This window comes from Roseburia sp. 831b, from assembly GCF_001940165.2.
GTDB lineage: Bacteria > Bacillota > Clostridia > Lachnospirales > Lachnospiraceae > Roseburia.
In genome coordinates this window covers 2,402,359-2,414,921 of sequence record NZ_CP135162.1, presented here as the reverse complement: position 1 = coordinate 2,414,921, position 12,563 = coordinate 2,402,359, and the positions used below count along the sequence as shown (strand labels likewise).

The window sequence follows — 12,563 nt, the reverse complement described above, 5'->3', positions numbered from 1 at the left end:
AAAGCGAAAGATTAGATCCCTGGGAACAGTTCTGGTTCCAGGGATTTTCCTTTATAACGACGTTTGTAGTCGTACATGCGGCTGTCTGCAAGTTTATACAACTCAAGAATGTCGGTAGTCTCAGAACTTTCAGCGTAGCCAAAGGAAGTACTGATGGTAAACTCGTGCAGGGTGCGATTGGTATCTGCAATTTTAGCAAAAAGTGTGTTTACCAGGGCGTCCACGTCATTTTTTTTGACATCTGGAAGAAGTACAACAAATTCATCGCCGCCCGTGCGCCCTACGGTTCCGTAATCCGAAAAAGTCTGTGCCAGAAGATTTGCAAAGGTAATAATCAGTTTATCCCCGTATTCATGTCCAAGGGAATCGTTGGTCTGTTTTAAGTTGTTAAGATCAAAGGTAAGGATGCCAAAGACCTGGTTTTTCGGAAATGATTTGAACTGTTCCATTTCTTTTTGACAGAACCGGCGGTTGGCAAGTCCCGTCATGGAGTCCGTGTTTGCCTGATGCTCCAAAAGATCCTGTTTTGCCTGTGAATAGACATTCTGGGTCAGCTGGACTGCGAAGGAGACCAACAGGAACAGAATAAAAATCACAGCACCGATTGCAAGAAATCCGTTAAAGCTTTCACGAAGAAAATAATGTGTGTACTTTTCCAGATTAAACCGGATTAAATCAAGTGAAGCAAACAGTGCAAAAATCAAAAGACCACAGATTAAGAGTCTCGATTCGACGGTCTTTGTCTGGAAACCGAAAAATGGGGTTAACATAATCAGTAAAAGCATAATGACGGCCAGCACGTGAAAGATGCGCAAAAATACAGGAAAATGTGCAACACCGATGGTATGGCAGGTAAAGCAGACTGCCAGAAAGACCGTATATACGACCAGATAAAGCTGATACAAATGTGGAAAAATTTTCTTTTTCGAGGATTTGATATAGTTGTAAAAATAAAGCATAACCGGAATCGGCGCAACGTAAAGGCTGGTATATTCCAAATATGCGCACAGCGCTAAATCCGGCGTGAAAAGCTGCATCAGGTGATAGTTGCAGAAGGTCCACATTCCAACGCAGATTGAAATCAAAGAAAGCTGCACCAACGGGAAGAATTTTCCCGAAAGGCTATACATGATAACAGATAAAAAGAGAAACGCAATGCCAAATATAATCAAGAAAACACTAATAAAGAATGGCATAATATGCTTGCTCATAAACAGTTCCTGACTGCGGTATCCATCTGCGATAATCGGGGCAGTCACACTGGTAAAAGAGTGATTTTCTGTGACTTTCATCTGGATGGAAAGTGTTTTCCCGGCATAAGAGATGGGAAGCTCCAGATAGTGGTTCCCGTATCCAATCATTTTATTCTTGGCAGCCCGCTCCTCGCCAAAACGGTAAACGGAAGTGCCGTTGATGGAGACATTCAGGGTAGAATGGCAGGAAAAAAGAATCAGCTGTGCATGGGAAAGTCCGGTGTCTGGAAGGGTGCAGGAAAGAGTGATATAGTCTCCCTTATTGGTTTCCGGGAAAAGAGTGTCCGATAAAGAAACGTCAGAATAGTGTGTATCGTTAATGGAAAGATTCCAGTGATCGTTTAAGGTTACGCTGTCGTCTGCAAGCCCTCCTTGCTGAAAAAAAGAAAAGAGCAGGAAGGTCAGACCCAGAGCAATGGTAAACCCTGCAAGAATAATAAAAAATGATTTTATGGAAAAGTTTGTTTTCGCCATGATAAACTCCAATGTGTATTCTGAAGCAAAAATATTCTAAAAAAAGTCTAGCATAAACAAGCAAAAAAGTCGACAGAACTCTGAATTTTTCTAGAAATATTTTCCTTGTATCTCCATTTGATTGATAGTATAATATAATAACGTGAGAAACTGCGGATTCTCCGTAAGTATCAAGTTTGTGGAGGGATTCATGTTAGAATTAAGAAACATCACATATGAAGTTGATGATAATCGTGACAATAAAGAGATTTTAAAAAATATTAATTTGACAATAGAAGATCATTTTGTGGCAATTACGGGACCAAACGGCGGTGGAAAGTCAACACTTGCCAAGATGATTGCCGGAATTATCAAGCCGACAAGCGGACAGATTCTGTTCAATGGGGAAGACATTACAGGGCTGGATATCACAGAACGTGCCAGAAAAGGAATCAGTTTTGCATTTCAGCAGCCGGTTCATTTTAAAGGACTTACCGTAAAGGATTTGGTAACACTTGCAGCAGGAAAAGAGATGAGTGTTGGCGATATCTGCGACATTCTTTCCGAGGTTGGCTTGTGTGCAAGAGAGTATATCGACCGTGAGATTAACGCAAGTCTTTCCGGTGGAGAGCTGAAACGAATCGAGATTGCCATGATTTTGGCAAGAGGAACACAGCTTTCTATTTTTGATGAGCCAGAAGCAGGCATTGATTTGTGGAGCTTTAACAGCCTGATTAAGGTATTCGAGAAGATGCGCGATGAGATTCAGGGAACCATTTTAATCATTTCTCATCAGGAGAAGATTCTTGATATTGCGGACAAGATTGTGGTGATTGCAGATGGACAGATTCAGACGGCAGGAAGTAAGGAAGAGGTACTTCCACAGCTTCTTCATACAGCAGAGACCTGCAAGACACTGACGGATAAGATAGAAGGCCGTTAGACTGTATTTGTGCGTATATCGCAATAACCCTTAGGAGTGCACAAAGTGTATTTCCGATAGTTCGTAAGAAAGGCATGGTTAAGATATGGATATTATAGAAAAGAATTTATTAGAGCAGGTTGCAGGACTGCATGAAATCCCAGAGGGTGCTTACAACATCCGTGCAAATGGGAAAAAGGAAGGCCGCAACACAACTGCCAATATTGATATTGTTTCAAAGACAGACAAAGATGGAATTGACATCATCATCAAACCGGGAACTGTAAACGAGAGCGTTCATATCCCAGTTGTGTTAAGCCAGAGTGGTTTACAGGAGTGTGTATACAATGATTTCTACATCGGCGAGGGTGCGGACGTTACCATCGTAGCCGGTTGTGGAATTCATAACTGTGGTGTGGATACTTCCAAACACGAAGGAATTCATACCTTTTACTTAGAGAAGAATGCAAAAGTCCGCTATATAGAAAGACACTATGGTGAGGGTGATGGAAATGGAAAGAATGTGATGAATCCTCAGACTATCGTTCATTTAAAAGAGGGTGCATACATGGAGATGGAGACCACACAGATTAAGGGAATCGATTCCACCGTCCGTGTGACAAAGGGTGACCTTGCAGACGGCGCAACCTTAGAGATTCATGAGAATATCATGACACACGGCAAACAGTATGCCAAAACAGACTTTACCGTTGATATGAATGGAAAAGGCTGCAGTTGTAATCTGGTTTCCCGTTCTGTTGCAAAAGAGGAATCCAAGCAGGAATTCTTCTCCGTCATGAACGGAAATGCAGAGTGTGCAGGTCATAGTGAATGTGACGCCATCATTATGGACAAGGCATGTGTGACTGCAAGCCCACAGCTTACCGCCAATAATATCGATGCAAGCCTGATTCATGAAGCCGCAATTGGAAAAATTGCCGGCGAACAGTTAATTAAGTTAATGACACTTGGATTGACAGAGAAAGAAGCAGAAGAACAGATTATCAATGGATTTTTGAAATAAAAAGAAGGTCTGTCACAAACGAGGAATATCGTAATGTGGCAGACCTTTTTTACTTTTTCGAAATGCTGTATACCTGATTTTTTGAAAAATTTATGGCAGATCCGGTTTTTCAGAATCCAAAAAGTGCATGCGGACGTCGTTTTCTTTGGAGGGTGCGGCATAGGCATGACCTCTTTGCGTATTTTGCATTTTCAGGCATTTTGAGCAAAGAGAACCAAAGGTGATAGGAGCACCGCAGTTTTTGCAGTGGAGAGAAATCATCACAACCTGATCGCCCTTTTTTACATATTCAATTCGTCCTTCTCGAATCCATTCGCGCACTTTGTGGTGAGGAATGTGAAAATGTTCGCAGACCTGATATTCATTCGCAACATTGGAACGGATATATTCTTTTACCTCATTGAAAAGCTGGCGTTCCTTGCAATCCGGACAGATATCATCCGGGTATGAGAGGGAAAGCGGCTTTCGGCATTGCGCACAGAATTTATAATTTTTAAATAAAGTGTCATCGGTCATAAAAATCTCCATTCTCGTTTCAACGTGTTGGTGTATGTCAAATGATAGCTATTTATTATATTACACCAGAAAAAGAATGGAAACTATAATTTATCTGAAAACAAGTGCAAAATATATGAAAATAGAAGGGAATCGTGGAAACTATGAAATTTTTTCATTTGTCGGATCTTCATATTGGAAAACAGTTACATCACTATAATTTATGTGAAGAACAGCGTTTTATTTTACAACAGATTGTCGATTATGCAAAAAAAGAGCATCCGGATGCGATTCTTCTTGCCGGCGATATTTACGACGTGGCAGTGCCATCGGCAGAAGCAGTGTCCGTGTTTGACAACTTTTTAACAAGCCTGTCCGAAATAGAGCCGGCGATACCCGTGATGATGATTGCGGGGAATCATGACAGTGCCAGAAGAATTGATTTCGCAAGCAGTATCCTGGCAAAAAATGATGTATACATTGCAGGAATGCCGCCGGTTACACCGGAAGAGAAAGTGAAAAAGGTAACACTAGAGGATGCTTATGGACCGGTCGATTTCTATCTGTTGCCGTTTGTTAAACCGGGCTATGTCCGAAAACTGGTGGAGGAAGAAATCACAAGCTACGACGGTGCCGTAAAGGCGGTGCTGTCGCGGGAAGAGATTGATGCAGCAAGAAGAAATGTAATTATAAGCCACCAGTTTTATACCGCAGGGGCGTCGGAGCCTTTGATCAGCGATTCGGAGATGCATATTGTAGGCGGGATCGAAAATGTGGATGTAAGCTGTCTTGCATCGTTTGATTATGCAGCACTCGGACACATTCACCGCGCACAAAAGATTGGCGAGGAACGGTTTCGTTACAGCGGCACGCCGCTTCCTTACTCCGTGAGCGAAGCATCGGATGAAAAAGCGATTACAGTCGTGGAATTAGGCGAAAAAGGTACGCCTGCGGTTGTGACTTCTCATCCGCTTAAGCCGCGCCATGCAGTGCGGAAACTGACGGGAAAACTGGAAGATATCCTAGAAAAAAAAGAGTATGCCAAAGATTTTGTCAGCGTCACGCTCACAGATGAGGTGGAGTCAAACCGTCCGAAAGAGCAGCTGGAAACAGTGTTTGAACGGATTTTAGAGATAAAAATAGACAATGCAAGGACGAGAAATCTTTTGAACTTTACGACGGGGAAGGTCGAACATGTTGACCCTTATGAGGCATTTTGCAGCTTTTTCAAGGAGATGAACCACCGGGAGTTAAGTGAGGAAGAAGATGCTTTTTTAAGAGAAGTGATTCAAAAGCAGATAGGAGGTGAGGAGGAGTGAAACCGTTACAACTGACGATGTCGGCGTTTGGTTCTTACGCGGATGTAACTACAATTGATTTTACAAAGCAGGATCACGGGATTTTCCTGATTACAGGGGATACCGGAGCGGGAAAAACAACGATTTTTGATGCAATCACCTATGCGCTTTACGACCAGACCAGCGGTGGAGAGCGCAACGGAAACATGATGAGAAGCCAGTATGCAAGCCCGGAGGCAGTGACTTACGTTGATTTTTCATTTGCGTATGGGAATACTGTTTACCGCATCAAAAGGAATCCCGAATACCGGATTTTAAAACAGCTAAAAAACGGCAAGGAAAAGGAGCAGCGCGTGGCACCTACCGTAGAGCTTACGATGCCGGACGGGCTGGTTTTCCCGGAAAAAAAGGCGGCGACAGACGCCAAAATAGAGGAAATCATAGGGCTTAGTGCGGATCAGTTTACGCAGATTGTCATGATTGCCCAGGGAGATTTTCTGAAGTTATTGTATACAAAGTCGGATGAGCGAAAAGCAATTTTTACCAAGCTGTTTAAGACGGATTTCTATTGGAAGATTCAGGAGTCACTCCGCCGGTCATCCTCTGAGATGGACGAGAAAATCTCGGAAAATGAACGTGCGTATGCGCAGGAACAGGCTCATATTGTAAGGATAGAAGGAACCGAGGAACTTCCGTTAGACGAACTGGTATCCACGTTAAAGGAAAAAGAAAAGGATATGAAAAAAGAGCGCGGTGAGCGCCAGAAACAGCTCGATTCCTGGAAAGAGGAGTTTGCGAAGGAACAGGAAAAACAAAAGTTGTTTGATTCGTTGGAAAAGCTGCAACAAGAGAAACAATTTCTGGAACAGCAAAAAGACGAGCAGCAAAGGGTGACAGAGCAAAAAAGAAAGGCAGACGGGGCTGCAAGGGTATTTGTGGAGGAAGAAAAACACTTAGGAGCAGCGAGGCGCCTTTTGGAATCCAGGAAAAGATTAAAAGAGCTGGAGACAGATTTAGAGCGTGCAAGGAAAGAGGAACGGGCTTGGGCAGAGAAATTACAGGCAGAGACAAAGCGCTTTGGAGAGCGAGAGGAAGAACTTACCAAAAAAATGCATGCGATAGAGGAGACGTTTCCTGTTTATGAAGAACTGGAACAATTGTTGCAGCAGGAAAAACAGGTAAAGCAATCCTATGATGCCGATCGGAAAAGTTATATCAACGACATATGTAGTTGGGCAAAACAAAATCTTCTTCTTGTTGGGAAGCTGGAAAAGAACCTTGCGGAGCAGGAAAAGAAAAAAGAAGAATGGGTGGTGGCAGCAGGGCTGGCAAAACAGGCTGCCAAAGACTACGAGGATGCCTATCAGATTTTTTTGCAGGAGCAGGCTGGAATTCTGGCAGAAAAATTAGAGGAAAATCAACCTTGCCCGGTCTGTGGCTCCACCAGTCATCCATCCCCGGCAACGCTTTCCGCGCAGGCGGTGACAGAGGCAGAGGTAAAGGAGAAAAAGGAATTCCGCAATCAGGCGGAGGAGCGGACGGATGCCCTTTACCAGCAGTTAGAGCAGAAAAAGAAGGAGTGTTCCGAACTGGAGTTGCAGATTCGATATGAGAGGGAACATTTCCAGGAAGAGTCCGGCATGGAGGAGGACGCTTACTTAGACCGGTTTTCGAAGGATACCGGTGAAACAAGAGAGCGGGAGGGTCGTGTGACCAAAGAAGGTCTCCAGGAATCCTACCAGAAATTGTTGGTATTGCGCACACAAATCAAACAAAAAAGAGAGGGAATTGCGTTTGAGAGTGGAGCGCAGGCAAAAATGGAATGGCAGCGATTAAAGGACGTGCTGGCAAAAGAAACTGCTTCGCTGGAACAGACGAAAAAATTTTATGAAAGCTTTCTGGAAAAACTGCATCTGCAAGAGGGCGGACAAAAGCAGGAGCTGGAAAATGCAAATCTGTTAGAACAAGAGTCCGGAAAGCAAAAGCTGCTCTATGAGGAAAAAAGAAAAGCGGAAGGATTTTTGGATGAAGCGTCCTATCATGAAGCTTATTGCAGTGAAGAGAAACGGCAAAGCCTTGAAAACTGGCTGCGGGATTACGAACAGGCATGTCAGAAAAATGAGGGGCAGTTACAGATTTTATTAGAAAAGACGCAGGGGCAGGAAAGATGTGAAATCACTGGCCTGGAAAACAAGATTTCCACGGAGCAGAAGGTGGTCCAGGAGCTTGAAAAAGAGCAGCTTGCCATTCATGCGGCATTAGAGCAGAATCAAAGCATATTAGAACACACCAACCGTTACTTAGAGCGGGCAAAACAGCTTGAGGAACAGGACCGTGTGATTAAGAGTCTTTCGAAGACTGCAAATGGAAGGTTGACAGGGTCTGCTAAAATAGATTTTGAGACCTACATTCAAAGGAGTTATTTTAAACAGATTATTGCGGAGGCGAACAAAAGACTGTTGACGATGAGCAATCATCAGTTTATGCTCAAATTAAAGGAAGGTGCCAATTCCGGGAAAAAGGCAAACGAGGGATTGGATTTGTCTGTATACAGCCTGATTACAGACAGTGAGCGTGATGTCAAGACATTGTCGGGCGGGGAATCTTTTCTTGCCGCACTTGCGATGGCGCTTGGACTTTCCGATATTGTAGGACGCAATGCAGGAGCCATCCGGCTAGATATGATGTTTATCGACGAAGGATTTGGCTCGTTGGATGCACAGGCAAGAAAACAGGCGATTGAGGTTTTAAATGAGCTGGCTGGAGACAGCCGCTTAGTCGGAATCATTTCCCATGTGACCGAATTGAAAGAACAGATTGATCAAAAACTCATCGTAACGCGGACAGAGAGAGGAAGCCGTGTAGAATGGGAAATTTAGCATAAGAGCAATGTGCAGCATATGCGCAGGAATGGAGTAAGAAATGGAACAAATGCAGCAGCCGATTGGAGTGTTTGACTCCGGTTTGGGTGGAATCAGTGTTTTAAGGGAGCTGGTAGCTTTTTTACCAAACGAAAACTATTTATATTTAGGGGATTCGAAACATGCACCGTATGGAACGAAGAGTCTGCAGGAGGTTCAGAAATTAACCTGTAACAATATTGAATATTTGATTGGAAAAGGTGCAAAAGCAATTGTAGTTGCATGCAATACCGCAACCAGTGCTGCAATCCAGATACTAAGGGAGCATCATAAGGATATGCCGATTATCGGGATTGAGCCGGCACTAAAGCCAGCAGTGTTACAGAAAGAGCATCCTAATGTTCTTGTGATGGCTACGCCGATGACACTCCGGGAAGAAAAATTTCATGCACTGATGAAACGATATGAAAATGAGGCTGAGATTATTTCTCTTCCATGTCCGGGACTGGTGGAGTTCGTGGAGCGAGGAGAGCTAGAAGGGGAGGCACTCGAAGCATATTTTAAGGAATTGTTTGCCCCGTTTGCAGATAAAAAAATAGATTCCGCCGTGTTAGGCTGTACACATTATCCGCTTGTAAAAAATGTGATTCAGAAAATGTTAGGGGATTCGGTCACACTTTTTGACGGTGGAGAGGGAACGGCCCACGAAACTTACCGCAGGCTCAAAGAAAAAAATCTGCTAAACACAACACCACAAAAAGGAACCGTAATTTTTGAAAACACAGAAGGAACCGAACAGAAAACAGCCCTGGCAAAACAACTGCTCTGGCATACTTTTTGATACCACAAATGCCGTAAAAACAAGGGTTTTGTAATATTTTTGCGATTTTTGTATTTATTTGCCGTACTTATAAACAATGTGCAAATTAATTATAAATAAAATCTAAAATTTGTAGGAATGAATTTTAGAAATGTTTTCGAATTCCTTCACAATTCGGACATATTTTCTGGATATACTGTTCTTATCAAAAGGAAGTGAGTCGGTACTCCATAACCGATTTGCATAAGCCAAATTCCTTTAGATAGATTAACATTTTCATAACTAAACTCCTCGAAAAGGCAGCTCGAAAGAGCTGCCTTTTCATCTTTGTGGAAAACGTCAATTACATTTTGCATGGAAAGAGAGTAGAATAGACAAGTTCGAAGAAAGTTGTGGTAGCCTTTTTTCAATCGTAAGACTCTTAAGAAAGGAAGAAAAATATGGAATCATATTCATTTTTATTATTTTTAGCAATCATTTTGATTTCAACGAAAGTGCTTGGCCTTTTCTCTAGAAAAGTGCATATGCCAGCAGTCGTAGGAGCCTTATTGGCCGGTGTCATTTTAGGACCATCTTGTTTAAATGAGATTTCAATGACCGGTGATACGGGATACTTTTTGGAGTTGACAGCCGAAATCGGTGTTATGCTTTTGATGTTCAGTGCCGGTCTTGAGACGGATTTAGGCGAGCTGAAAAAGAATGGTGTTGCATCTTTTGTAACTGCTATGATCGGTGTCATTGTGCCATTACTTGGCGGTTTCTTAAGTTATGCACTCTTTTTCCATACGGATTTTGCAGACTATGACGAAGTGTTAAAAGCGGTCTTTGTCGGTGTTGTTTTGACTGCAACCTCAGTAAGTATCACGGTGGAAACCTTGCGTGAGCTTGGAAAATTGAAGGGAAAAGTTGGAACAACGATTCTTGGCGCAGCGGTGATTGATGATATCGTAGGTATTATCGTGCTTACCATTGTAACAAGCTTAAAAGACCCATCCATCAGTCCGTTATCGGTTGCCATTAAAATTGTGCTTTACTTTATCCTGATTGGAATTCTTTGGTTCATTGTTTCAAAGATGAAGAATTTTATCGAAGGACAGGATGAAAAAAGACGTGTGGTTATTTTTGCAGTTGCATTCTGTTTTATATTGGGATACATTTCCGAAGAATTCTTTGGAATTGCCGATATTACAGGTGCCTATTTTGCAGGATTGATGCTTTGTTCCTTAAAAGTTGGCCCATACGTCGCAAGACGTTGTGAGATTGCATCATACCTCATCTTCTCCCCGGTATTCTTTGCCAGCGTTGGTTTAAAGGTTACTTTAGGTGGAATGGATGCAAGTATCTGGATTTTCTCAGTTATCTTATTGATTGTTGCAATTTTAACAAAGGTTCTTGGCTGTGGACTCGGTGCAAAGCTTTGTAAATGTACAACAAGGGAAGCGCTTCAGGTCGGTGTCGGTATGATTTCCCGTGGTGAGGTCGCCCTGATTGTTGCGCAGAAAGGATACCAGTGTGGAATGTTAGATGACACACTGTTTGCACCAATCGTTGTGGTAGTGATTGTCACCACATTGATTACCCCAATCTTATTAAAGATTGTCATGAAAGATAAGCCAGGGGAAGCGCAGGCGTAGCCTAAAATAACAGGCATAGCTGGAAATGTGCAGACGTGGTGTAAGAAGTAATAATATAGCCAGAAGAAGCACAGGTATAGCCTAAAAATTACAGGCATAGCAGGAAAAGTTGCTGATATAGGTAAGTTTTCTTGCTATGCCATTTTTCATAAATAATCCCAATTTGATTCATTTTGAAGGGTGCTGGTTTACATAAAAATATCCCATTGGACAATAGTGATGAGTTTGAAGAAAATTATCCAAAAAATCAAGCTTTTTTACAGAATTTTGGACAAATTTTTAAGATTCCCCTGTATTTATTCAAAATCAGCAAAATGGTTTACATAACATTCGTAATTCGAGGTGGTTTTGGGTAATTTTTCAAGTGAGATGTCATATTTATAAAATAGATTTTTTCATCCGATTTCTAGCGTTATCCGCATATGTCACAAAATCAAAAAATCGATTCAGCAATCAATGAATGCCCGGAATAATGCCAAAGCATATGCCATAAAAGCAAGAAACTTCAATTTGGAATCAATAACAGAAAAAAGGCTCCGCGAGGATTACACTGTGACGGAGCTGGACAATGCTGCAAATGCAAACAAGCTTGCAAAGCTGCGTACCTCGCGGAGTGGAAGAGTATGCTGCAAGCGCACACTTTTTCATGAAAGGAAATCAGAGTAAAAATTACATGACCAACGTATCGTGGTGGTTGAATTATAAGAACCAAATGGCAGGGTTCGTGGAGGATACGCTGACGGCGCCTGCGGTCAACAGTGACATCACATCCTCCTTGTCTGCGACAAGTCCGCCTGCAATGACAGGTGTAGTTGAAAGTTTACAGATTTTTGAGACGACTTTTGGCATGAGTGCAGGAAGAATCTCAATCAAATCCGGTTTGGCATTTTTTAATTGCTTGTCGATGTTCTCATAAGCCATGGAGTCGATGACGAAAAGACGAAGAATCGTGTAGAGTGACAATTCTTTGGCACGCTTAATCAGTGCAGGTTTGGTAGTGATAATACCATCTGCGTGGGTGTATTTTTTGATAAAGTCAACGGAAATTTCCTTGGAACTAAGACCGTTAATCAGGTCGATATGAACCATGGCAAGCTTTCCGGATGCCTTCACTTTTTCTACAATTTCGGTAATATTACAAATATCTCCATAAAGGATAAAAATAATCTTGCTTTCACTGGAAAGGCATTTGGAAAGTCCCGCATCGTCTTTGATGGCAGCGATAATCGGAGAATCTTCTAAAGCCTCTCTGAATTCTTTTTTCATAAGTAATGGTTTCCCTCCGTTTACAATACACTAAAATAGGGCGCTGGCAAAAATACCAACACCCTATTATTATAGTAGAACTCCCCTCAGAATACCACTATAAAATAAAAGGAAAAAACGAATGTATGTTAAATTCGTTCAATATTTTTGGTTGCAACAATATCAACGCCGGTTCCGGCAACATTGCTGCAAAGGACATCCCCGATGTGTACAGGAGCTTTGGCTACGACATCTTTTAAGGCTTCGGTGCATGCAAAAATTTTGGATTTTGGAATGTCTTCTTTGGTTTTGACCGAGACAACCGGAAGATTTCCACCTTCTACTTTGACGGAGGAGGTGACAATTCTGGTTGGGTTTGTCACTTCTTTTCTTGCATAAGCATCTCCCCTTGGACAGGTATTTCCGGTAACAGATGTCACGGTTTTATTTTCTAATGTGACGGTAAGCGAGCAGCCGAGCGGGCAGCCGATACAAGTCAGATTCTTTGTTTCCATATATGATTCCTCCTTACCTGCAATTGCAGGAATTTAATCTAAA

The 12,563-nt window shown here is 42.3% G+C and carries 10 protein-coding genes; 6 read left to right on the top strand and 4 right to left on the bottom strand.

Annotated elements, in window-relative coordinates; all coding sequences use genetic code 11:
- Positions 1-11 precede the first annotated feature (11 nt).
- Positions 12-1,727, bottom strand: a complete 1,716-nt coding sequence (locus BIV16_RS11055) for a sensor domain-containing diguanylate cyclase (RefSeq protein WP_075680841.1) — start codon at positions 1,725-1,727, stop codon at positions 12-14.
- Positions 1,728-1,917: 190 nt separating this feature from the next.
- On the opposite strand from BIV16_RS11055, the gene BIV16_RS11050 reads away from it, so the two are divergent.
- Together BIV16_RS11050 and BIV16_RS11045 are read left to right on the top strand one after the other, a co-directional pair.
- The gene (locus tag BIV16_RS11050; protein WP_075680840.1) at positions 1,918-2,649 is read left to right on the top strand and encodes an ABC transporter ATP-binding protein; all 732 of its coding nucleotides are present in this window, start codon (positions 1,918-1,920) and stop codon (positions 2,647-2,649) included.
- An 85-nt stretch (positions 2,650-2,734) separates the two neighbouring features.
- Positions 2,735-3,652 (top strand): SufB/SufD family protein, encoded by a 918-nt coding sequence (locus BIV16_RS11045; RefSeq protein WP_075680839.1) that lies wholly within the window; start codon positions 2,735-2,737, stop codon positions 3,650-3,652.
- A 90-nt stretch (positions 3,653-3,742) separates the two neighbouring features.
- On the opposite strand, the gene BIV16_RS11040 is transcribed toward BIV16_RS11045, so the two are convergent.
- Positions 3,743-4,168, bottom strand: a complete 426-nt coding sequence (locus BIV16_RS11040) for a helix-turn-helix domain-containing protein (protein WP_075680838.1) — start codon at positions 4,166-4,168, stop codon at positions 3,743-3,745.
- A 143-nt stretch (positions 4,169-4,311) separates the two neighbouring features.
- Here BIV16_RS11040 and BIV16_RS11035 point away from each other — a divergent pair, with 143 nt between their 5' ends.
- The 4 genes from BIV16_RS11035 (at position 4,312) to BIV16_RS11020 (ending at position 10,760) form a co-directional block, all read left to right on the top strand.
- A complete protein-coding gene (locus BIV16_RS11035; RefSeq protein WP_075680837.1) occupies positions 4,312-5,466 on the top strand; it encodes an exonuclease SbcCD subunit D in 1,155 nt (384 codons plus the stop codon).
- Positions 5,463-8,324: an AAA family ATPase gene (locus tag BIV16_RS11030; RefSeq protein ID WP_075680836.1), complete on the top strand. Its 2,862-nt coding sequence runs from the start codon at positions 5,463-5,465 to the stop codon at positions 8,322-8,324. Before BIV16_RS11035 ends, BIV16_RS11030 begins: the two co-directional genes overlap by 4 nt.
- Before the next feature lie 43 nt (positions 8,325-8,367).
- The gene (gene murI, locus BIV16_RS11025) at positions 8,368-9,147 is read left to right on the top strand and encodes a glutamate racemase (protein ID WP_075680835.1); all 780 of its coding nucleotides are present in this window, start codon (positions 8,368-8,370) and stop codon (positions 9,145-9,147) included.
- 419 nt (positions 9,148-9,566) lie between these two features.
- Complete coding sequence (locus tag BIV16_RS11020; RefSeq protein ID WP_075680834.1) at positions 9,567-10,760, top strand: cation:proton antiporter; 1,194 nt, start codon at positions 9,567-9,569, stop codon at positions 10,758-10,760.
- Between the two features lie 699 nt (positions 10,761-11,459).
- Here BIV16_RS11020 and BIV16_RS11015 read toward each other — a convergent pair.
- A complete protein-coding gene (locus BIV16_RS11015; protein ID WP_075680832.1) occupies positions 11,460-12,026 on the bottom strand; it encodes a glycerol-3-phosphate responsive antiterminator in 567 nt (188 codons plus the stop codon).
- Between the two features lie 128 nt (positions 12,027-12,154).
- Positions 12,155-12,520 (bottom strand): DUF1667 domain-containing protein, encoded by a 366-nt coding sequence (locus BIV16_RS11010; RefSeq protein WP_075680831.1) that lies wholly within the window; start codon positions 12,518-12,520, stop codon positions 12,155-12,157.
- Positions 12,521-12,563: the final 43 nt, after the last annotated feature.

What these genes read in the sequence shown, in the direction of transcription:
- BIV16_RS11055 (WP_075680841.1), bottom strand. Translation starts at nt 1,727, where the DNA reads ATGGCGAAAACAAACTTTTCCATAAAATCATTTTTTATTATTCTTGCA.
- BIV16_RS11050 (WP_075680840.1), top strand. Translation starts at nt 1,918, where the DNA reads ATGTTAGAATTAAGAAACATCACATATGAAGTTGATGATAATCGTGAC.
- BIV16_RS11045 (WP_075680839.1), top strand. Translation starts at nt 2,735, where the DNA reads ATGGATATTATAGAAAAGAATTTATTAGAGCAGGTTGCAGGACTGCAT.
- BIV16_RS11040 (WP_075680838.1), bottom strand. Translation starts at nt 4,168, where the DNA reads ATGACCGATGACACTTTATTTAAAAATTATAAATTCTGTGCGCAATGC.
- BIV16_RS11035 (WP_075680837.1), top strand. Translation starts at nt 4,312, where the DNA reads ATGAAATTTTTTCATTTGTCGGATCTTCATATTGGAAAACAGTTACAT.
- murI (WP_075680835.1), top strand. Translation starts at nt 8,368, where the DNA reads ATGGAACAAATGCAGCAGCCGATTGGAGTGTTTGACTCCGGTTTGGGT.
- BIV16_RS11020 (WP_075680834.1), top strand. Translation starts at nt 9,567, where the DNA reads ATGGAATCATATTCATTTTTATTATTTTTAGCAATCATTTTGATTTCA.
- BIV16_RS11015 (WP_075680832.1), bottom strand. Translation starts at nt 12,026, where the DNA reads ATGAAAAAAGAATTCAGAGAGGCTTTAGAAGATTCTCCGATTATCGCT.
- BIV16_RS11010 (WP_075680831.1), bottom strand. Translation starts at nt 12,520, where the DNA reads ATGGAAACAAAGAATCTGACTTGTATCGGCTGCCCGCTCGGCTGCTCG.